Annotated in this window: 19 protein-coding genes; 7 read left to right on the top strand and 12 right to left on the bottom strand. The window is 71.5% G+C overall.

Translation table 11 applies throughout. The annotated features are described in order from the left end of the window. Window positions 1–27: 27 nt before the first annotated feature. On the bottom strand, window positions 28–975 hold the full coding sequence (mshD, locus tag A6A06_RS05875) for a mycothiol synthase (RefSeq protein ID WP_073759412.1): 948 nt from the start codon (window positions 973–975) through the stop codon (window positions 28–30). 135 nt (window positions 976–1,110) lie between these two features. Here mshD and A6A06_RS05880 point away from each other — a divergent pair, with 135 nt between their 5' ends. Continuing rightward, complete coding sequence (locus A6A06_RS05880; RefSeq protein WP_073759414.1) at window positions 1,111–2,982, top strand: bifunctional metallophosphatase/5'-nucleotidase; 1,872 nt, start codon at window positions 1,111–1,113, stop codon at window positions 2,980–2,982. A 92-nt stretch (window positions 2,983–3,074) separates the two neighbouring features. Here A6A06_RS05880 and A6A06_RS05885 read toward each other — a convergent pair whose 3' ends face one another. Beyond that, window positions 3,075–4,004 carry an META domain-containing protein gene (locus A6A06_RS05885; protein WP_073759416.1) on the bottom strand — a complete coding sequence of 310 codons (930 nt, stop codon included), beginning with the start codon at window positions 4,002–4,004 and terminating at the stop codon, window positions 3,075–3,077. Beyond that, window positions 4,001–4,951 (bottom strand): META domain-containing protein, encoded by a 951-nt coding sequence (locus A6A06_RS05890; protein ID WP_073759417.1) that lies wholly within the window; start codon window positions 4,949–4,951, stop codon window positions 4,001–4,003. The genes A6A06_RS05885 and A6A06_RS05890 overlap by 4 nt, the downstream gene beginning before the upstream one ends. 261 nt (window positions 4,952–5,212) lie before the next feature. Here A6A06_RS05890 and A6A06_RS05895 point away from each other — a divergent pair, with 261 nt between their 5' ends. The 3 genes from A6A06_RS05895 (at window position 5,213) to A6A06_RS05905 (ending at window position 7,265) form a co-directional block, all read left to right on the top strand. Next, window positions 5,213–5,743 (top strand): DUF3574 domain-containing protein, encoded by a 531-nt coding sequence (locus A6A06_RS05895; protein WP_073759418.1) that lies wholly within the window; start codon window positions 5,213–5,215, stop codon window positions 5,741–5,743. Between the two features lie 100 nt (window positions 5,744–5,843). Further along, window positions 5,844–6,560, top strand: coding sequence for an NADPH-dependent F420 reductase (locus A6A06_RS05900; RefSeq protein ID WP_073759420.1), 717 nt, complete (start codon window positions 5,844–5,846; stop codon window positions 6,558–6,560). Window positions 6,561–6,743: 183 nt separating this feature from the next. Then, window positions 6,744–7,265: a DUF3995 domain-containing protein gene (locus A6A06_RS05905; RefSeq protein WP_199930687.1), complete on the top strand. Its 522-nt coding sequence runs from the start codon at window positions 6,744–6,746 to the stop codon at window positions 7,263–7,265. Here the strand turns inward: A6A06_RS05905 and A6A06_RS05910 are convergent. After that, window positions 7,258–8,112: an NAD(P)H-binding protein gene (locus A6A06_RS05910; protein WP_073759424.1), complete on the bottom strand. Its 855-nt coding sequence runs from the start codon at window positions 8,110–8,112 to the stop codon at window positions 7,258–7,260. The genes A6A06_RS05905 and A6A06_RS05910 overlap by 8 nt on opposite strands. 379 nt (window positions 8,113–8,491) lie before the next feature. On the opposite strand from A6A06_RS05910, the gene A6A06_RS05915 reads away from it, so the two are divergent. After that, complete coding sequence (locus tag A6A06_RS05915) at window positions 8,492–9,931, top strand: LmeA family phospholipid-binding protein (RefSeq protein ID WP_079193793.1); 1,440 nt, start codon at window positions 8,492–8,494, stop codon at window positions 9,929–9,931. A 40-nt stretch (window positions 9,932–9,971) separates the two neighbouring features. Here the strand turns inward: A6A06_RS05915 and A6A06_RS05920 are convergent, their stop codons facing one another. From A6A06_RS05920 to A6A06_RS05945, 6 genes are all read right to left on the bottom strand, one after another. Then, window positions 9,972–11,561 carry a sensor histidine kinase gene (locus A6A06_RS05920; RefSeq protein WP_079193794.1) on the bottom strand — a complete coding sequence of 530 codons (1,590 nt, stop codon included), beginning with the start codon at window positions 11,559–11,561 and terminating at the stop codon, window positions 9,972–9,974. Further along, entirely contained in the window at window positions 11,558–12,295 is a 738-nt protein-coding gene (locus A6A06_RS05925) for a response regulator transcription factor (protein WP_073759426.1), read from the bottom strand. Before A6A06_RS05925 ends, A6A06_RS05920 begins: the two co-directional genes overlap by 4 nt. A 61-nt stretch (window positions 12,296–12,356) precedes the next feature. After that, the gene (locus tag A6A06_RS05930) at window positions 12,357–12,665 is read right to left on the bottom strand and encodes a hypothetical protein (RefSeq protein ID WP_073759428.1); all 309 of its coding nucleotides are present in this window, start codon (window positions 12,663–12,665) and stop codon (window positions 12,357–12,359) included. A 51-nt stretch (window positions 12,666–12,716) separates the two neighbouring features. After that, window positions 12,717–13,856, bottom strand: coding sequence for a S1C family serine protease (locus A6A06_RS05935; RefSeq protein WP_073759430.1), 1,140 nt, complete (start codon window positions 13,854–13,856; stop codon window positions 12,717–12,719). 88 nt (window positions 13,857–13,944) lie between these two features. Continuing rightward, on the bottom strand, window positions 13,945–15,015 hold the full coding sequence (locus tag A6A06_RS05940; protein WP_073759432.1) for a LacI family DNA-binding transcriptional regulator: 1,071 nt from the start codon (window positions 15,013–15,015) through the stop codon (window positions 13,945–13,947). A gap of 24 nt (window positions 15,016–15,039) precedes the next feature. Further along, window positions 15,040–15,879 carry a response regulator transcription factor gene (locus A6A06_RS05945; RefSeq protein WP_073759434.1) on the bottom strand — a complete coding sequence of 280 codons (840 nt, stop codon included), beginning with the start codon at window positions 15,877–15,879 and terminating at the stop codon, window positions 15,040–15,042. Between the two features lie 292 nt (window positions 15,880–16,171). Between A6A06_RS05945 and A6A06_RS05950 the strand changes: the two genes are divergently transcribed. Next, window positions 16,172–17,029 carry an alpha/beta hydrolase family protein gene (locus tag A6A06_RS05950; protein ID WP_073759436.1) on the top strand — a complete coding sequence of 286 codons (858 nt, stop codon included), beginning with the start codon at window positions 16,172–16,174 and terminating at the stop codon, window positions 17,027–17,029. Window positions 17,030–17,100: 71 nt separating this feature from the next. On the opposite strand, the gene A6A06_RS05955 is transcribed toward A6A06_RS05950, so the two are convergent. After that, the gene (locus A6A06_RS05955; protein WP_443333718.1) at window positions 17,101–19,005 is read right to left on the bottom strand and encodes an ABC transporter ATP-binding protein; all 1,905 of its coding nucleotides are present in this window, start codon (window positions 19,003–19,005) and stop codon (window positions 17,101–17,103) included. 56 nt (window positions 19,006–19,061) lie between these two features. Continuing rightward, complete coding sequence (locus A6A06_RS05960; RefSeq protein WP_073759438.1) at window positions 19,062–20,795, bottom strand: ABC transporter ATP-binding protein; 1,734 nt, start codon at window positions 20,793–20,795, stop codon at window positions 19,062–19,064. Between the two features lie 186 nt (window positions 20,796–20,981). On the opposite strand from A6A06_RS05960, the gene A6A06_RS05965 reads away from it, so the two are divergent. Further along, complete coding sequence (locus A6A06_RS05965) at window positions 20,982–21,245, top strand: MoaD/ThiS family protein (RefSeq protein ID WP_242440569.1); 264 nt, start codon at window positions 20,982–20,984, stop codon at window positions 21,243–21,245. Window positions 21,246–21,247 lie beyond the last annotated feature (2 nt).

Genomic DNA, 21,247 nt, shown 5'->3' on the forward strand with positions numbered 1-21,247 from the left:
CCGGTCCGTGCCGCGTCTGCGGCCCCCTCACGTCTCCGTGCGGTACATCAGGTCCGTCTCGTGCGTGGTGAATCCGAGCCGCTCGTAGACGGTCACGGCGGGCCCGTTGTCCGCGTCGACGTACAGCATCGCCGTCGGTACGCCCTGCCCCGCCAGGTGCCGCAGTCCGATCGCGGTGAGCGCCTTGCCGAGCCCGCCGCCCTGCGCGTCCGGCCGTACGCCGACCACGTACACCTCTCCCAGGCCCTCATCGGCGTGGATCTTCGTCCAGTGGAAGCCGGCCAGCCGGCCGTTCCGCTCCGCGAGGAAGAAGCCCTTGGGGTCGAACCACGGCTCGGCCTTGCGGTCGTCCAGGTCCCGCTGGGTCAGTGAGCCCTGTTCGGGGTGGTGGGCGAAGGCCGCGGCGTTGGCCTCCAGCCAGGCCGCGTCGTCCGTGCCCGGCTGGAAGGTCCGTACGGTCACCCCTTCCGGGAGCACCGGTTCCGCCAGGTCCAGGCCGCTCAGCGGGCGGCGCATCTGCCGCAGTTCGCGGAAGAGCGTCATGCCGAGGGTCTGGGCGAGGTGCCTGGCCGCGGCGTGGCCGCCGTGCGCCCACACCCGCAGGCGGCGGCCGGACTGCTCCAGCAGCCCGGTGCCCAGCGCCCGCCCGTGGCCGTGGCCGCGGTACGACGGGTGCACGACCAGTTCGGCGGCGGGTGCCTCCACGGGGTCGGTGTCCTCCAGCTGTGCGTACCCGGCGAGCCGCCCGGCCTCGTCGTCCGGACCGCCCGGTACGTACAGCAGCAGGTGCCGTACGCCCTCGCGCCGCCCGCCGCGCAGCTGGAGCCGCCCCTGTTCGGACACGGCGGGCTGCCCGTCCGTCGCCGCGGCCTCCTCGATCAGTGCGAGGGCGGCGGCGGCCGCGTCCGGCGTCAGCTCGTCCGCGACCTCGATCCGCCGGCCCGTCCGGCCCTTGTCCTGTGCTGCGTCAGTCATGCTTCGAAGCGTACGGCCCGGCTGCCGGTACACCCGATGCACACCGGTCCGTCACCTGCCGCCCCCTGTTCCGCTACGCGCGTTGACCGTAGGCTGCGTCCGCTCGGACACCAGCCCACAAGGGAGACCCTCCTCATGTCACCGAGACCGCAGCGGCGGCGCGCCACGCGCAGACTGTCGGCCGGAGCGGCGGTGCTCGCCGCCGCCGTCGGCATCACTGCCGCGGCACCGGCCGGCGCCGAATCCGCCGCCACTGCCACCACCGCCCACGCCCGCCACACCGGCCACGGGCACGGCCACGGGCATGGGCACGGCGGGGGCCACGCCTCCCGCACCGTCGACGTACAGCTGCTCTCGTTCAACGACTTCCACGGCAACCTCGAACCCCCGCAGGGCTCGTCCGGCACCGTCGAGGAACTGCAGCCCGACGGCAGCAGGAAGAAGGTCGAGGCGGGCGGCGTCGAGTACCTGGCCCAGTCGCTGCGTACGGCCCGCAAGGGGCACCCGTACTCGGTGACCGCCGCGGCCGGCGACATGGTGGGGGCCAGCCCGCTGCTGTCCGGGCTCTTCCACGACGAGCCGACCATCGAGGCCATGAACAAGCTGGGCCTGGACGTCACCTCCGTCGGCAACCACGAGTTCGACGAGGGCCGCGCCGAGCTGACCCGCCTCCAGAAGGGCGGCTGCCACCCCACGGACGGCTGCTACGAGAAGGGCAAGCGCTTCAAGGGCGCCGGATTCCCGTACCTCGCCGCGAACGTCACCGACGAGAAGACCGGCCGCCCGATCCTCAAGCCGTACACGGTCTGGAAGCACAAGGGCGTCAAGATCGGCTTCATCGGCGTCACGCTGGAGGGCACGCCCGACGTGGTCAGCGCCAACGGCGTCAAGGGACTGAAGTTCCACGACGAGGCAGAGACCATCGACAAGTACGCCAAGGAGCTGGACCGGCAGGGCGTGAAGTCGATCGTCGCGCTGATCCACGAGGGCGGCCTGCCCGCCTCCAGCGCGTACAACCACGACTGCGACAGCCCCGGGCCGGGCGCCGGGATATCCGGGCCGATCGCCGAGATCGCCAAGAAGGTCACGCCGAAGGTGGACGCGCTGATCACCGGCCACACCCACCAGGCGTACGCGTGCACGATCCCGGACCCGTCCGGGATGCCCCGCACGGTCACCTCCGCCGCCTCGTTCGGCAAGCTCTACACGGACACCACGCTCACGTACGACCGCCGCACCAAGGACATCGTCCGTACGACGGTGAAGTCGGCCACCGCGCGCAACCGCGTCGTCAACCGCACCCAGCCCAAGGCCGCGGACATGACCGCGCTCATCCAGCGCTGGAACAAGCTGGCCGCGCCGGTCGCCAACAAGCCCGTCGGCTACATATCCGCCGACGTACCGAGCCGCAACGCGGCCTCCCCGGAGACACCGCTCGGCGACCTGATATCCGACGCGCAGCTGGAGGCCACGAAGGCCGACGGCAAGGGCGGAGCGCAGCTCGCCCTGATGAACCCCGGGGGTGTGCGCTCCGACCTGGCGTACAAGGCGTCCGGGAGCGAGGGCGACGGCGTCGTCACCTACGGCGAGGCCTTCACCGTGCAGCCCTTCACCAACATGACCAACGTCGTGTCCCTCACCGGCGCGCAACTGCTGACCGTGCTCCAGCAGCAGGTCAGCGGCGCGAACGCGGCGTCACCGAAGATCCTCCAGGTGTCCCAGGGGCTGACGTACACCCTGGACCTCACCAAATCCGGCGCCGACCGCGTGCTCACGGACACGGTGCGGCTGGACGGCGCTCCCCTCGATCCCGCGAAGACCTACCGCGTCGCCATGAACGAGTTCCTGGCCGGCGGTGGTGACGGCTTCCCCGCCCTCAAGGAGGGCAAGGACAAGTACGTCGGCCCGTCCGACCTGGACGCCCTCACCGCGTACCTGACGGCGCACTCCTCGGCCACCGCGCCGCTCGCGCCCCCGAAGGCGGACCGGATCACGGTCGTGAAGTAACACGCGAGACACGCGAGACACGCGACGGCGCCCATGGCGTACGCACGGCCCGGCGGGAAACTCCCGCCGGGCCGCAGTGCTTCCGACGGGATTCACTTCCCCTCGGCTCCCGCCACGAAGCCGGTGGCCAGGTTGTCGTACGGGTACGTGGTGGCCACCAGGTAGTCCGGACCCAGCTGGTACCCCACCGCCTGGTCGAGCCGCTCCCGCACCGACTGCTCGGTCTCCGTGACGGCCTTGGAGCACCGCTTGTCCGTGGTGGGGGCGGCCTGGGAGAACGTGATGGTCTTCGGGCCGGCCTCGGCCTTCCCCCGGTAGTCGTTGCAGCCGAAATGGCCGCGGAAAGTGCCGTCCTCACCCAGAACGACATACACCTCGTCCATGCCCGGGGCGTCGCGGTCGACGGACCACTCGTCGTCGCTGTAACTCAGCTTGGAAATCTTCCACTTGCTGCCGACGAGGGGAGCGGGCCGCCCTTTGTGCAGCACCAGTTTGGAACCATGGGCGTCGGTCAGGTTCACCCAGGCGTACTCCGTGGTGACGTTCAGCCGGCCGTTGAGGACCCGCTGCACGTCCTTCTCGTAATCCAGGTGTCTCGCATCGCAATGCTCCCCGCCGCCCTCGCCCGGCTTCGTCTCCCGGTCGCTCACCGTCACCGTATTGCCGCGGATATCGGCCTTCGCCCGGAACGCATGGCAGCCGAAAACACCGGACGCCTTGCCCGCGCCGTCGAACGTCACCCAGGCCGCACCGCGCGGCGCCCGCTTGAGCCCGCCGCCTTCGACGGAGACCTCCCAGATGTCCCAGTGCGGACCGGCCAACGGCAGCGGATTCTCGTCGGCGGGTGCGGAAGAGGAGGGGGAGGAGGGGGGCGACGCGGCTGTCCTTTCCGGTCCGCCCGGCCGTTCCCGTCCGCCCTGGCCCCCGCTGTCCGTCCCGCAGCCGACCAGCCCCGCCAGCAGGACCACGGACACCAGCGCGCCGCACTGCCGCCGCGCCCGCCCGCTCCGCGCCCGTATCACTTACGCTCGCCCTCCTTCTTCGCCCTCACCTTGTCCCCTGTTTTCGCCATGAATCCGCCGGACATGAGCGGCGTACCACTGTCGGTGACAACGGACACTTGATCGTGCCCCATGGAGTAGTCGGCGTCCTTGTGGAATTCGTCCAGCAAGTCCGCTTCCACCGCCTTGGAACGGTCGTCGCACGTATGGTCGGTCGTGATGGCCGCGTCCGAGAATTTCATGGTCTTCTCGTCGATCTCGGCCTTCGCCTCGAAGTCGTTGCACCCCAGATTGCCGTGCACGGTGCCGTCCTTCCCGAAGACGACATGCACCTCTGCGATGTCCGGGGCGACATCCGTCGTCAAGAACTGGGTATCGCCCGCAATCAGCGTCTCCACGGTCCATCGCGTGCCGATGAGCGGCGCGGGGCGGCCGCGCTGCAACTGGAAACCGTCCTTGCTGCTGTTGACCAGAAACACCATTTCTCCCGACGGGCCGAGGTCGGCCCGCAGGTCGCCGCGCAGGAGCGTCTTCATGTATTTCTCGAACGTGGTGCGCAGATGGTTGCAGGTCTGCTCGCCGCCCTCGGAAAGGGAAGAGGCGACCGTGGCGGCGGGAGCGACCTCCTCGGAGACCCGCACCCGACCGATCCGTACCCGCTCCCCGTCGACCTCGGCATCGGCCCGGAAACGGTGGCATCCGAGACTGCCCTCGGCGTGGCCACGGCCGTCGAACGTGATCCAGGCCGAGCCGAGCGGTGGGGCCGTTACGCCGCCCAGGGTCAGCCGTTCGACGTTCCAGTGCGTTCCGATGAACACGGCGCCGGAAGAGGACCGTTCCGGCTCCGGCTCCGGATCCGGACTCGGCTCCGTCCCCGGATCCGGCTCACCGGTCGTCGCGCTTTCGGTTGCCGTGCCACCGGCCTTCGGTTCCGCCCCGCAAGCCGGCAGTACGGCCAGCAGCAGCATGACGGCTCCAGCCCACGCCGGGCCGCGAAAGCGGCCTCTTCCGCTCCGCATCACAAGTCCGCTCCCCCATCGGCCACACGTGCGACACCGCCCACCCTCTCAACCCACACCCCGCCCACGGAACCGTCCCTCACGAGATGTCCAGAACGAGCAGCGCGTCGGCATCGACAGCTGGCTAGCCTCAGCGACCGCACATCTCCTCCCCCATCCCGACCCCGACCCCGACCCCGACGCCGACCCCGACCCCTGAAGGACACCCCCATGACGACGGACCCCCGACCCGGCACGCCCTCCGCCCGCCCCGGCTCCCGCCCCGACTCCCGCCCCCGCCTGCGTCTGGCCGCCCTCGCGCTGAGCGCGGCGCTCCTGGGGGCCGGAGCCCCCACCGCGTACGCGGCGTTCGCCGCCGAGGAACGGCCCGCGGCCACGAGCGCCGCAGCGCCCCAGAAGACGGTGGAGGGCCGCCCGTACATCGAGACCGGCCTCCTGTTCGGCACCGCGCGCCCCGACGGGGGCCCGCCGGTCACCGACAAGGAATTCCACGCTTTCGTCGACGAGTTCGTCACGCCGCGCTTTCCCGGCGGCCTCACCGTCCAGGACGGTTACGGCCAGTACCTCGACTCGCACGGCACGATCGAGCGCGAGCGCTCGTACGAGCTGACCCTGCTCTACCCGGCCTCCGAGACCCGCCCCAACGACGCCAAGATCGAGCAGATCCGCGCCGCCTACATGAAGCGCTTCGGCCAGGAGTCGGTGGCGCGCGTGGACGACCGCGCGCGGGTGGATTTCTGAGGCTCGCCCGCATCCCGCCCATGTTCACCTTAAAGTGAACATGGGCTAGGGTGGCGGCCGGACCGACGATCCGTCACGACAGCAGTGAGGTTGAGGGGCTATGCCGACTCTGGGAATCATCGGAAGCGGACACATCGGCACGGCCATCGCCCGCCTGGCGGTGGCGGCCGGCATCCCGGTCGTGATGGCCAACTCCCGCGGCCCGCACAGCCTCGCCCGACTCACCGGCGAGCTGGGACCGCTCGCCGACGCGGGCACCGCCGAAGAGGCCGCACGGGCCGGCGACCTCACCCTGACGTGCGTACCGCTGACAGCCGTCCCCACCCTGCCCGCGGACGCCCTGCGGGGCCGGACCGTCCTGGACACCACCAACTACCACCCGCACCGCGACGGCCGGATCACCCCGCTCGACCGCGAGGAACTGACCACCGGCGAACTCGTCCGGCAGCACCTCCCCGGAGCCCGCCTGGTCAAGGCGTTCAACACCATCCTGGCGCACCACATCCCCCAACTCGCCCGCCCCACCGGCGCTCCGGACCGCTCCGCGCTGCCCCTCGCGGGCGACGACGCCGACGCGAAGGCCTCGGCGGCGCGTCTGATCGACCGGCTCGGCTTCGACACGGTGGACGCCGGGCCGCTGGCCGCGAGCTGGCGGTTCGAGCCGGGATCGACCGCCTGCATCCGGCTGTACGCCGCCGACCCGGACGTACCGCACACCCGCCTGCCCGACGTCCCCGCCCTCCCGGTCCCGGCCGAGGGCCTGCGCGCCGCCCTCACCCACTCCCGACGCGTACGCGTCGCCGACCGGATGTTCTGACATCGGCTGGGCCGCCTCGGGCACTTCTGACTTCGCGGCCCGAGGCGGGGGGCGGTGCTGGGTAGTGGGTGGCGCGCCCTCCGGCTGATGCGCCCCCCGGTTGGTCCGCCCTCCCCCGGACGGGGGAGGGGGACGCTACCGCGGGTGGACGCCGAAGCCGTGGGGCGTTCGTAGCGTCGGGGTATGCGACCTCAAGAGCGGTGGGCCTGGGCAGCGTTCGGGTGGATGGTGACGAGCTTCGGGTGGCATCTGTGGATGGGGGTGGATTACCGGCGGGCCATGGGGGCGGGGAGTGAAGAGGCGCCCGTGTGGCTGTTTCTCGCCTATGACGGATTGATCACCGCGATGTCGGCCGCCGGGGCCGTGATCGTCCTGGCTGCGGTACGGCCGTGGGGCAGCCGGATTCCGGTGTGGATGATCCGGCTGCCCCTCTGGTTCGGAGCGGTGCTGCTCGTCGTACGGGGCGTGCCCGGCCTCGTCGAGAACGTGACGACGGCGACCGGGCTCACCCCGCGCGGGCTGCTCGGGCGGGCAGCCGAGCTGGCCGATACCGGTTCGGGGGCGTTCTGGGCCGGTATGGCCATCAATGGTTACTTCTTCGTGGGGGCGGTGGTGCTGGTGCCGGTGACCGTCGCGTTCGAGCGGGCCACGGCCGCAGACCGGGCCGGGGCCGCAGGCCGGGCCGGCGGGAGGCGGGTCAGCTGAAGTCGCCGGCGTGGTCCCGCGCCCACTGTTCGAAGGTGCGGGCCGGGCGGCCGGTGACCTGCTGGACGGTGTCGGTGACCGGGGCCGTCGTACCGACGGAGGAGGCGAAGAGGCGGAAGAGCTGGAGCAGGGTCTCCTTGGAGACGGACGGCGTCGCGCGCTCTTCGGCCGCCTGCTCCTCGGAGACCACCTCCACCCGTGCCGGGCGCCCGACGGCCCGGCCGATGACGGCTACCTGGTCCTCCCTGGTGAGGGAGGCCGGTCCGGTGACGACGTACGCCTTGCCCGTGTGGGCGCCGGTGCGGTCCAGGAGGGCGGCGGCCGCGACGGCCGCGAGGTCGTCCTCGTGCACGGGCGCGGTGGCCGAGCCCGGGTGCGGGTCGCGGACCACGCCGCTCTCCCGGATCTCCTGGGCCCACTGGAGGGCGTTGGTGGCGTAGGCGCCGCCGCGTACGAAGGTCCACTCCAGGCCGGAGGCGCGGACCGCGCTCTCGACGGAGCCGTGCATCCGGGCGAGGAAGTTGTCGTTGTCCTCCGGGGCGTCGGTGACGGCTATGGAGGAGTTGAGGACGATACGGCGCGCCCCGGCCTTCACGGCCGCCCCGACGACGGACGCGGCCGCCTCGCCGCCGCCCGCCGCGAGGTTGAGGAAGAGCGCTTCGGCGCCGTGCAGCGCCGGTTCCAGCGAGGCCGGGTCGGTCAGGTCGGCCCGTACCGTCTCGGCCTCGGCCGGCAGCCCGGCGCGGGCGGGGTCGCGGGTCAGCGCGCGCACCGGGGCGCCCTCCGCGAGCAGCTGCCCGACCAGACTGCGGCCGATGTTGCCGGTGGCTCCGGTTACTACGATCATCGCTGCGGCCTTTCAGGAGGCGTGATGACACGTACACGTCGTACGTCTACTGCTGACTCGGATCAACATCGGGCCGCGCGGGGAATTCCCGGCGGTGGCGGTCCGCGGGGCGCGCACGGCCCGGCGCACCGGCGGCTTCCGGCCAAGGGGGCGGGACAAGCCCTCGTATACCTCACTTACCACCAGTAGGACTTGCGTTCGAGGGTCATCGCCATGGTGGGATGGTCTGATGCGCATCCCCACACGCATACCCTCACCCTCCTCGAACCCCTCCCCCACACCGGACACATCGGAAGCACGGACAACAGCGCAGACGGCATCGGCGGACCGGCGATCCCCCACCGCGGTCGCGCGTGACGAACAGGGCAGCACGCGCGACATGGGCGGTACAGGCGATATAGGCGGTACGGGCGGTACAGGCGGCATAGGTGGTACGGGCGGCATAGGCGGCACCGGCAGCGGTCATGACGGCAACCGCGACCGCGACCGCGACCGCGACCAGGGCCGCGACACCCGCGACACCGCCCGGTTCGAGAAGATCAATCCGTACGCGGATCTGGCCGCGCTCGCCGACCCCGAACCGGAGCCCGACGCGGGCCCCCCGGCCGGACCGGCGCCGCTGACCCGGCGGACCTACCTCAACGAGCGCGACGAGAGCGACGACCCGCTGGGCCTGGGGCTGCGCTCCGACGAGGACGACCCGCACGCCTGGACGCCGCCGAACCACCGCCGCCGCAAGCGCGGCCTCCGCCGGTTCGCGGCGGTGTCGAAGACGGTGAAACTGCTGATCGCGGTCCTGGTGTGTGTGGCGTTCCTGGCGCTGTCGGACCGGTTCGCCGTGCTGTACGCGCAGAACAAGGCCGAGGAGCAGCTGAAGAACTCGCTGCACCTCAACGCCAACCCGGAAGTGGACATCAAGGGCTTCCCCTTCCTGACGCAGGTGCTCGGCAAGCGCCTGGAGCAGGTGGACGTCACCGTGCCCGACCTGGCGGCCGACCGGGTCTCGCTGGCCAAGGTCGAGGCGAGCGCGCGGGACGTCCGGCTCGACGGCGACCTGCCCACCTCCATCAGCGGCGCGACGGTCGGCGCCATGGACGGCACCGTACTGCTGTCGTTCGACGACATGAACCGGGAACTGGGCGCCTCCCAGGTACGGTTCAGCGAGCTGGGCCCCAACTCCGTACGGGCCGTGGGGCAGCTGCCCATCGCCGGGCACGAGCTGCGGGTACGGGCGGAGGCGCATATCCGGCAGGCCGGGGACCGCGGGATCTCCACCGACATCAGCAAAATGCGCCTGGACATCGCCGACGTGGCCGTCTACCGCCCGGGGACCGGCAAGGAGGAGGGCCTGCGGCTGACCCGCAAGGCCGCGGCCGAGGTCAGCCGGCAGGCCGCCAAGGTGAAGTCGCTGCTGGGCGTGCCGGCCATCGCGGACCGCATCGGCATTCCGCAGCAGACCATCGACGACGCGCTGAGCAACGAGAAGAAGCTGCACGAGCTGACGGGCGCGCCGCGCTTCATCGAGCAGCTGATGAAGGTCAACCTCGTCGATGTCGTGGTCGACCACCCGTGGCTGCTCCAGAAGGTCGGTATCGACCCGAAGATCCTGGGCGCGCTGTCCGGCCTGACCAAGCCGCAGCTGGCCGACCGGCTGTCGCTGTCCTTCCGGCTCCCCGACACCCCCGGTGACGTGCGGCTCCGGGACATCTCCGTGGAGAAGGACGGAATCCGGGTGAAGATCTCCGGTTCCGGACTGCCGATCGGCAGCGCGGCGAAGGAGAAGAAGGGGAAGGGAGAGGGGAAGGAGAAGGGGAAGTAGGCGGCTTCCCCGGATCCCCGGATCCCCCGCCCCCCGCTCGCTACCCCTCCGGCGGCTCCGGCAGCTCCGGCAGCTCCGGCGGTGGCGTGGCGGCTCCCGGCAGGCTCAGCAGGGCCTCCGTGCCGCCGCCCGCCGCCGCCCGCAGCTCCACGGCGCCGCCCGCCTGGTACGCCGTACGGGCGACGATCGACAGGCCGAGCCCGCTGCCCGGCAGGCTGCGGGCGGACGGCGACCGCCAGAACCGCTCGAAGACGTGCGGGAGTTCCTCCTCGGGGATGCCGGGGCCGTGGTCGCGCACCCGCAGCTCGCCCTTGCGCAGGCTCACCTCGACGGCGCCGTCCTCCGCGCTGAACTTGACGGCGTTGTCCATCAGGTTGACCACCGCGCGCTCCAGGGCCGCCGGTTCGCCCCGTACGTACCAGGGGTCGAGTTCGGCGGTGATGTGCAGCGACGGGCCGCGCAGCCGGGCGCGGCGCAGGGCCGAGTCCACGATGTCGTGCAGCGCGACGACCGGTACGGCGGCCTGGCCGTCCGGTCCGGTCTCCGGCGTCCGGGAGAGCTCCTGGAGGTCGCCGATGAGTGCGGCCAGCTCGCCCATCTGCGCCTTCACCGAGGCGAGCAGCGCCTGCTTGTCCTCGGCGGGCAGCTGGCGGCCGGACTGTTCGCTGCGCACCAGCAGGTCGATGTTGGTACGCAGGGAGGTCAGCGGCGTGCGCAGCTCGTGCCCGGCGTCCGCGATCAGCTGCTGCTGGAGGTCGCGGGAGGAGGCCAGCGCCGCGGTCATGGAGTTGAAGGAGTGGGAGAGGCGGGCGATCTCGTCCTCGCCCTCGGCGGGAATGCGGATCGTCAAGTCCTGCGTACGGGCGACATGTTCGACGGCTTCGGTGAGCCGGTCGACGGGTTTGAGGCCCGCGCGGGCCACCCACAGGCCCGCCGTCGCGGCACCCAGCACGCCGACGCCGGTGACGATCAGCAGGATCAGCGCCAGCTGCTGGAGCGGTTCGCTGACCGGCTCCATCGGGGTCGCGATGGAGACCGCGAAGCGGTGCCCCGTCGCGTCGGTCAGCGGGCCGCGGAAGGGGCGGGTGATCACCCGCATCTCGTTGCCGTCGTTGGCCCGGGTGGTGTGCAGCGCCTGCTCGGACTCGCCCTTGGCCACCGCCACGTCGGCCTGCTGGACGGGGATGCGGGTCTTCTCCCACCACGTGCAGACGTTGCCGTCGGCCGTCACGATCTGGACCGTGTACTGCGTGGGCAGCCGCAGCCGTACGTCACCCGGCACCGGGTTGTTGCACCTGGCGCCCAGTGCCTGCACGTACTCGGCGGCCACGTCCTGTCTCTTCAGCGTCTCGTCGAGCTGTTCGGTGAGCCGGTCGCGGGTCACCAGCCAGCAGGCGGCGGCCGCGGCGGCCACGGCGATGGCGACGGCGACGGCGGTGAGCATCGCCAGCCGGGAGCGCAGCGGGAGCTGCCGGTAGCGGCGCACGATGCGCTCCTTCAGGCCGGGGCGCGGGGGCGCTCCGCCGTCCGGTGGCGTACCGGTGGTTCCGGCGTCCGGTGGCGTACCGGTGGTTCCGGCGTCCGGTGGCGTACCGGTGGTTCCGGCGCCCGGAAGCGGTGCGCCGGTCATTCGGTGCCGCCCTCGGCGCGCAGCACGTACCCGACGCCGCGCACCGTGTGCACCAGCCGCGGCTCGCCGCCCGCCTCCGTCTTGCGGCGCAGGTACATGACGTACACGTCCAGCGAGTTGGAGGTCGGCTCGAAGTCGAAGCCCCAGACGGCCTTCAGGATCTGCTCGCGGGTGAGCACCTGCCGCGGGTGCGCGAGGAACATCTCCAGCAGCGTGAACTCGGTACGGGTCAGCTCGACCGGCCGTCCGCCGCGGGTCACCTCCCGCGTCGCCAGGTCCATCCGCAGGTCGGCGAAGGTCAGCGCCTCGCCCTCGGCCGGCTGCGCGCCGGCCGCCGCCGCGTACGAGCTGCGGCGCAGCAGCGCGCGGATGCGGGCCAGCAGTTCGTCCAGCTCGAAGGGTTTGACGAGGTAGTCGTCGGCCCCGGCGTCCAGCCCGGTGACCCGGTCGCCGACCGTGTCGCGGGCGGTCAGCATCAGGATCGGTACGGTCACGCCGCTCGCCCGCAGGCGCCGGGCGGCCGTCAGCCCGTCCATCCGGGGCATCAGTACGTCCAGCACGATCAGTTCGGGGTCGTAGGAGGCGACCTTCTCGACCGCGTCGAGTCCGTCGACGGCCTGCTCGGTCCCGTACCCCTCGAAGGCGAGGGAGCGCTGGAGCGCCTCCCGGACGGCCGGCTCGTCGTCGACGATCAGGATGCGGGCGGGCTGATCATCGTGCTCGGCGGGACTCATCGCTGTGACTACCTCGGGTGTGGGTGTGGACGGCTGACCGGGGATTCCGCGGTCCTGCCCGTCAGCGTCGCACGTCGGCGGCCGGGGCACGCCGCCCGGCACGGTCTTGCCGGTGCTCCGCACGGCGCCCGGTACGCGGGTGCGCCGCCGCGACCTCCGTGGGGCGCTCGGTGCGGGCCCGCTCCACCCGGGCGGCGGCCTCGGCCAGGTCGAGGGCGAGGTCCAGGTCGGCGGGCCCGGTGGCGGTGTCCGCTCCGTGGTCGACGGAGAGTACGCCCGCGCTGCGCCGTTTTTCGCCCGCGCTCCAGGCGATGACGGCCGCGACGGCACGCCGGGCGTGGTGGACCGGGACGGTGATCTTGCTGGCCATGGTGGCCTCCTCGTGCGTACGTGAGGTTCGGGGGGAAGGGGTCCCGCCGTCTCAGCTCTTGCTGCTGCCGCCCGCCCGCAGGTTGGCGAGGTCCGCCTTGACGGTGTTGATCGGGATGGCGAAGCCGAGGCCGACGCTCCCCGCCGAGCTGCTGCCCTGCGCGGAACTGGGCGAGTACATCGCGGAGTTGATGCCGATGATCCGGCCCTTCATGTCGATCAGCGCGCCGCCGGAGTTGCCGGGGTTGAGCGCCGCGTCGGTCTGGATGGCCTTGTACGTGGTCTTCGACTGTCCGGTGTCGCCGTTGTACTGGTTGCCGCCGAACTCGAAGGGCCAGCGGGGGCTGCCCTGCTCCTGCTGCTGTTGCCCCTCGTCCTTGGGGACGGTCACATCGCGCTTGAGGGCGGAGACGATGCCGCTGGTGACGGAGCCGGTGAGCCCTTCGGGGGAGCCGATCGCGACGACCTCGTCGCCCACCGCCAGGTTGTCGGAGTTGCCGAGCGAGGCGGTGGTGAGGTTCTTGGCGCCCTGGACCTTGATCAGCGCGAGGTCCTTGTCCGGGTCGGTGCCCACCACGTCGGCCTTCTTCTTGCTGCCGTCGCTGAAGGTGACCTCGACCGAGTCCGCGCCGGCCACCACGTGGTTGTTGGTGACGATCTCGCCGTCCGGGGTGATGACCACGCCGGATCCGGTGGACTCGCCGCTCGACGTCCGCGCCTTGATCTCGACTATGGCGGGCGTGACGGCCTTGGCCACCGCGGAGACGCCGCCGCTGCTGCTCTTCGCGGAGCCCGCGTTGACGGCCGGGGTGGTGGTGCTGCTCTGCTGCCGGTCCGTGGCGCTGCCGATGAGCGCGGCGCTGCCGCCGCCTATCAGACCGGAGGCGAGCGCCACGGCCGCGATCAGCGCGACGGGACGGCGGGCCCGGCGGCGCGGTGCGGGGGCGCCGGTGCCGGTTCCGTCAGGGCCTTCCGGGCCGCCGGGGCCGCCCGTACCGCCGAAACCCGCGGTGCCGCCGGGGGCGCCGGGGCCCGCCGGGGTACCGAACGCCGACTGCTGCGCGCCGTACGGCGGGTGGGTCGGCGGCGGCGGGTAGCCCGCCGGGTCCGTCCCGCCCTGCGCCTGCGGCCCGTGGGCGTAACCCTGGTGCTGAGGTGTCTCGTCGCCGCTTCGGCGGTAGGTCTCGGTCATGTACCCGATCGTGAGATCTGACCATGAGAACCGTCTGAGAACGCCCTGAGAGGCCCGACAGAAGTCGGTATGCCCGGTATAAAGAAGATCAGTTGAGGGCGGCGCGGCCGATGCCCGGAATCGAGGCGCCGGCGGCCGGGCCACAGCCGCACGATCCCCGGACCACCAGCCGCGCCGGGAACAGCCGCAGCCGCTCACGCCGCGACCCGACCACCCGCAGGCCGTCGTCCAGCACCAGGTCGACCGCCGCCCTGGCCATCGCCTCCCGGTCGGAGGCGACCGTGGTCAGCGGCGGGTCGGTCAGCGCCGCCTCCTTGACGTCGTCGAACCCGGCCACCGCCAGTTCGCCGGGTACGTCGATACGCAGCTCACGGGCCGCCCGCAGGACGCCGATCGCCTGATCGTCGGTGGCGCACATGATGGCCGGCGGCCGGTGCGGTCCGGTGAGCAGGTCCAGGGCGACCTTGTAGGCGTCGTAGCGGTTGTACGGCGCCTGGAAATAACGCCCTTCGAGGGTTTTTCCGGACTCCTCCATCGCCCGGCGCCAGCCTTCCAGGTGATCGGTCACCGGGTCGCCGGACTTCGGCGTCTGCTCCGTGCCGCCGAGGAAGGCGACGTACGGATGGCCGTGCTCCAGCAGGTGCCGGGTCGCCAGCTGCGCGCCGCCGACGTCGTCGGTCATCACGGCCACGTCGTCGATGGCGTCCGGCCGCCGGTGCAGCAGCACCACCCGGGCGTCCCAGGCGTCGATCTCGGCCGCCGCGTGCTCGCTGGGGCCCTGGCTGATCAGGATCAGCCCCGCCACCCGCATGCCCAAGAAGGCGCGGAGGTAGTGCACTTCGCGCTCGTCGAGGTAGTCGGCGTTGCCGACCAGGACCATCTTTCCGCGCTCGGCGGCAGCCTGCTCGACGGCGTGCGCCATCTCCGCGAAGAACGGCTGCCGGGTGTCCGGCACGATCAGGCCTATGAGGTCGGTACGCCGGGACGCCATCGCCTGCGCGACCCGGTCCGGGCGGTACCCCAGCTCCTTGATCGCGGCAAGCACCCGCTCGCGCGTGGCCGGGGCGACCGGCCTCGGTCCGTTGTTGATGACGTAACTCACCACGGCGGTCGAGGTACCCGCCAGTTTTGCCACATCATCCCGCGTCACCTTGGCCACGCGCGGCAGTCTACGCGGGTCGCCTCAGCTCTTGGCAGGCCGAACCGTGGCGGCTTCCATCCCGGCACCGGCGCGCGAGGGCGCGGAGCGGCGCGCGCCCGCGCCCGCGCCGCCCTCCGGGCCGTCGCCGTTCACCGCGGCCCGGCCCCCGCGCCTGCCCTGCGGATCCTTGTCCTCCGCCGCACGCTCGGGCTTCTCGGGCGTGACGAAGCGGTAGCCGACGTTGCGTACGGTGCCGATCAGCGACTCGTGCTCGGGGCCCAGCTTTGCGCGCAGGCGCCGTACGTGGACGTCGACCGTGCGCGTACCGCCGAAGTAGTCGTAGCCCCAGACCTCTTGCAGCAGCTGGGCGCGGGTGAAGACCCGGCCCGGGTGCTGGGCCAGGTACTTCAGCAGCTCGAACTCCTTGAAGGTCAGGTCCAGGACCCGGCCCTTGAGCTTGGCGCTGTAGGTCGCCTCGTCCACCGACAGGTCGCCGTTGCGGATCTCCATCGGGCTGTCGTCCACGGTGATCTGCTGGCGGCCCATGGCCAGCCGCAGCCGGGCCTCGACCTCGGCGGGGCCCGCGGTGTCGAGCAGTACGTCGTCGATGCCCCAGTCCGCGGTGACGGCGGCCAGGCCGCCCTCGGTCACCACCAGCACGAGGGGACAGCCGGGCCCGGTGGACCGCAGCAGCTGGCACAGCGACCGTACGTGCGGCAGGTCGCGCCGCCCGTCGATCAGTATGACGTCGGCCCCGGGGGTGTCCACCAGGGCCGGTCCCTCCGCGGGGGCGACCCGCACGCTGTGCAGCAGCAGGCCGAGCGCGGGCAGCACCTCCGTCGAGGGCTGGAGGGCGTTGGTCAGGAGCAGCAGCGAACTCATCGCCGATCACCCGCCCCGGTCCCGCCGGGTCGTTTACTGCCCTTGTTGTCCTGCACGCTTCGCTCGCCCATTACGTCTGGTTCCTCCTCGGTCCCTGCGAACGGGGCCCCTCCCATGCCCGCTCCTGGCCATGGGGGCGTCTGCGGCACTGCTTCGTACGGGGCGGCTCGTGGGGCCCCCGGGGGCCCTGTGGAGCGCCGGTGTGCTCATCCGCGCGTGAACGCGGGGGAAAGCACAAAAGGACCCGGGGGCAACGCTGCCCGGATCCTTCTTGCCCAGCAGAATAGCCCACATGACTTCCGGACCCGAGGCCGATTTTGCGCGATCTTGTGTTCCGTCGATCACAACGAGTGGCCGGCGCACGTCGTTGTTGACGGAGGACGGAGTCCGGATCGACGCCTCCCGCACGCCTCCACGCGCCCCCGCGGGCACCCCTGCGGACGACCTCGCCATCGTACTGGCGCACGGCTTCACCGGCGCGCTGGAACGGCCCGCGCTGCGCCGTGCGGCCGAGGTCTTCGCCCAGCGTGCGGCCGTGATCACGTTCTCCTTCCGCGGGCACGGGCGGTCCGGCGGGCGCTCCACGGTCGGCGACCGGGAGGTGCTGGACCTGGCCGCGGCGGTCGGCTGGGCGCGTGCCCTGGGGTACCGACGGGTCGCGACCGTGGGTTTCTCCATGGGCGGCTCGGTCGTCCTGCGGCACGCCGCGCTGTACGGAGGGGCGCGCGAGGGGCGCACGGATGCGCACACCGACATGGTGGTGTCGGTGAGTGCTCCCGCGCGGTGGTTCTACCGGGGTACGGCTTCGATGCGCAGGCTGCACTGGGTGGTGACGCGGCCCACGGGACGCCTGGTGTCGCGCCTGGGGCTGCGCACCCGTATCCACCCGGAGGACTGGGACCCCGTACCGCTCTCCCCCGTGGCGGCCGTCCCGCGCATCGCTCCCACCCCGCTGCTCATCGTGCACGGCGACCAGGATCCGTACTTCCCGCTGGACCATCCGAGGATGCTCGCCGGGGCCGCCGGACCGGACGGCTGCGACCTGTGGCTGGAGCCCGGATTCGGCCACGCGGAGAACGCGGCGCCCGCGGAACTGCTGGAACGGATCGCGGCGTGGACCGCCGAACGGGTGGCGGACCTGGCGGCGTGATCACGGCGGCGGCCCGTACCGGGAAAGGTACGGGCCGCCGCCGGGTTGCCGGCCGCTTGTCCGACTGCCGGTTATTCCGTCTCCGCCAGCGGCTCCGCGAACTGTGCCGCGTACAGCCGTGCGTAGGCGCCGTCCGCGGCGAGCAGTGCGTCGTGGGTGCCCTGTTCGACGATGGCGCCGGACTCCATGACCAGGATCAGGTCGGCGTCGCGGATGGTGGACAGCCGGTGGGCGATCACGAAGCTGGTGCGGCCGGTGCGCAGCTGGGCCATGGCGTGCTGGATGTAGACCTCGGTGCGGGTGTCGACCGAGCTGGTGGCCTCGTCCAGGACGAGGATGGCGGGTTCGGCGAGGAAGGCGCGGGCGATGGTGATCAGCTGTTTCTCGCCGACCGAGACGTTGTCGCCCTCGTCGTCGATGACGGTGTCGTAGCCGGCGGGGAGGGTGCGTACGAAGCGGTCCACGTGGGTGGCCTTCGCCGCCTCGACGATCTTGTCCATCGAGGTGCCCTCGGGGGCGCCGTAGGCGATGTTCTCGGCGATGGTGCCGCCGAAGAGCCAGGTGTCCTGGAGGACCATGCCGATGTGGGAGCGCAGTTCCTCGCGGCTCATCGCCTGGATGTCCACGCCGTCCAGGGTGATCCGGCCGCCGCGTACCTCGTAGAAGCGCATCAGCAGGTTGACCAGGGTGGTCTTGCCGGCGCCGGTCGGGCCGACGATCGCGACGGTCTGGCCCGGGTGGACGGCCAGCGACAGGTCGTCGATGAGCGGCTTGTCGTCCTCGTAGCGGAAGGCCACGTCCTGGAAGACGACGTGTCCGCTGATGTGTCCGGGGCGCTGCGGGCGGGCGCCGTCCGGCTCCTGCTCGTCGGCGTCCAGCAGCTCGAAGACCCGCTCCGCGGAGGCGACGCCGGACTGCACCAGATTGGCCATCGAGGCGACCTGGGTGAGCGGCTGGCTGAACTGCCGGGAGTACTGGATGAACGCCTGCACGTCGCCGATGGACAGCGCGCCGGAGGCGACGCGCAGGCCGCCGACCACCGCCACCAGGACGTAGTTGAGGTTGCCGATGAACATCATCGCGGGCTGGATGATGCCGGAGATGAACTGGGCCTTGAAGCCCGCCGCGTACAGCTCGTCGTTCTGCTTGCGGAACAGCTCGGCGGACTCCTTCTGGCGGCCGAAGACCTTGACCAGGGAGTGGCCGGTGTACATCTCCTCGATGTGCGCGTTGAGCTTGCCGGTGGTCTTCCACTGCTGGACGAACTGGGGCTGCGCCCGCTTGCCGACCTTGGTGGCGACGACCACCGAGACCGGCACCGTGATCAGTGCGACCAGGGCCAGCAGCGGCGAGATGAAGAACATCATCGCCAGCACGCCGAGGATGGTCAGCAGCGAGGCGACGATCTGGGACAGGGTCTGCTGGAGGGTCTGGGCGATGTTGTCGATGTCGTTGGTGGCGCGGGAGAGGACCTCGCCGCGGGGCTGCTTGTCGAAGTAGCGCAGCGGCAGCCGTGCCAGCTTGCCCTCGACCTGCTCGCGCATCCGGAAGACGGTCCGCTGGACGACGAAGGTGGCGATCCGGGCCTGCACGAAGCCGAACAGCGAGGCGCCGACGTAGATCAGGAAGACCCACATCAGCACCACGCCGACGGCGCCGAAGTCGATGCCCTGGCCGGGCACCACCGGCATCGTGCCGAGCATGTCGGCCAGCCCCTTCTCGCCCTGCGCGCGCAGGTGCTCGACGGCCTGGTCCTTGCTGATGCCGCCGGGCAGCTGGCGGCCGACGATGCCTGCCATGATCAGGTCGGTGGCGTGGCCGAGGACCTTGGGGGCCGTCACGGACAGGGCGACGCTGAGCACGCCGAGCACCAGTGCCACCCACATGACCGCCCGGTCGGGCTTCATCTGCCGCAGCAGGCGCAGGCCGGAGCCGCGGAAGTCCATGACCTTCTCGGTGGGCTGGCCGCCCATCATGCGGGCGGGTCCGGCGGCCGGCGCGGGGCCGCGCTGCGGCGGGGCCTTGGGGCTGCTCACGCGGCCTCCTGCTCGGTGAGCTGGGACAGGACGATTTCCCGGTAGGTCTCGTTGTCCGCCATCAGTTCGGCGTGTGTGCCGGTGCCGACCACCCGGCCCTCGTCCAGGACGATGATGCGGTCGGCGCCGCGGATGGTGGAGACGCGCTGGGCGACGATCACGACGGTGGCCCGGCCGGTCTCGCGGGCCAGCGCGGCCCGCAGCGCGGCGTCGGTGGCGTAGTCCAGGGCCGAGAAGGAGTCGTCGAACAGGTAGATCTCCGGCCTGCGGACCAGCGCCCGCGCGATGGCCAGGCGCTGGCGCTGCCCGCCGGAGACGTTGCCGCCGCCCTGCGCGACCGGCGCGTCCAGGCCGCCTTCCATGCGCTCGACGAAGTCGCGGGCCTGCGCGGTCTCCAGCGCGTGCCACAGGTCCTCGTCGGTGGCGTCGGGGTTGCCGTAGCGCAGGTTCGTGGCGACGGTCCCGGAGAAGAGGTAGGGCTTCTGGGGGACCAGGCCGATGGCGGTGGCCAGCGTTTCGGGGGCGAGGGTGCGCACGTCCACGCCGTCCACCAGCACCGCGCCGCCGGTCGCGTCGAACAGTCGGGGCACCAGGCCCAGGAGGGTGGACTTGCCGCTTCCGGTCGAGCCGATGACGGCGGTGGTCTCGCCGGGCCGCGCGGTCAGCGAGATGTCCTTGAGGACCGGCTCCTCGGCGCCGGGGAAGCGGAACTCGACGCCCCGCAGCTCCAGTTCGCCGTGCCGGCGCAGCTCGGTGACCGGTGCCTTCGGCGGGGTGACGCTGGTGTCGGTGGCCAGCACCTCCTGGATGCGCTCGGCGCAGACCTCGGCGCGCGGCAGCATCATCACCATGAACGTCGCCATCATGATCGACATGAGGATGTACATCAGATAGCTCAGGAAGGCGGTCAGCGCGCCGATCTGCATGCCGCCGCTGTCGATGCGGTGGCCGCCGAACCACACGACGGCCACGCTGGAGACGTTCACCACCAGCATGACCAGCGGGAACATCAGCGACATCAGCCGGCCGGCGCGCAGCGACACGTCGTACAGGTCGTGGTTGGCGCCCGTGAAGCGCTCGCGCTCGTAGCCGTCGCGGACGAAGGCGCGGATGACCCGTATGCCGGTGATCTGCTCGCGCAGCACCCGGTTGACGGTGTCGATACGGTCCTGCACCCCGCGGAACAGCGGGCGCATCCGGCGCACGATCAGCGACACGAATACGGCCAGGACCGGGACGATGACCAGGATCAGACCGGACAGCGGCACGTCCTGGTTGAGCGCCATCACCACACCGCCGACGCACATGATGGGCGCCGCCACCATCATCGTGAACGTCATCAGGACCAGCATCTGGACCTGCTGCACGTCGTTGGTGGTCCGGGTGATCAGGGACGGTGCGCCGAACCTGCCCACCTCGCGGGAGGAGAAGGACTGCACCCGGTCGAAGACCGCGGTCCGGATGTCGCGGCCCAGCGCCATGGCCGTCCGGGCACCGAAGTAGACGGCGCCGACGGCGCAGACGATCTGGAGCAGCGTCACGGCGATCATGACGCCGCCGAGGCCGAGGATGCGGCCCATGTCCCCCTTGACGACACCGTCGTCGATGATGTCGGCGTTCAGGGTGGGCAGATAGAGGGTGGCCAGCGTCTGGACGAGCTGGAGGAGCACGATCAGGGATATCGGGCGCATGTGGGGCCGCAGATGCGCCCGCGCCAATCGGACCAACACCTTTCGAGACTATGCGAGCGGCCACCGGCGGCAATCGAATTTCCCCACGCCACTCGAACGGACGAGGAGGTTTTGCCAGAACTTGTCCGGACACCCGCCGGACTTGCCCGGAACGGGGCCCGTCGCGGCGTACGCCATCATGGAGGCCCCTGACGACGCACGACGAACGACGATGAAGAGGCCGCCGTGACAACAACTGGCACCGTGCGCTACTGGGCCGCGGCGAAGGCCGCCGCCGGCACCGCGGAGGAGCCGTACGCGGCGGCGACACTCGCCGAGGCACTGGCCACGGCACGCGAGCGGCACGCCGCGAACCCGGAGTTCGCCCGCGTGCTGCTGCGCTGCTCGTTCCTGGTGGACGGCGACCCGGTCGGCGGCCGCGACCACGCGGCCGTCCGGCTGGCCGAGGGCGGCACCGTCGAGGTCCTGCCGCCGTTCGCGGGAGGATGAGC

Source organism: Streptomyces sp. CB02923 (assembly GCF_001905005.1).
In the GTDB taxonomy this organism is placed as follows: Bacteria; Actinomycetota; Actinomycetes; order Streptomycetales; family Streptomycetaceae; genus Streptomyces.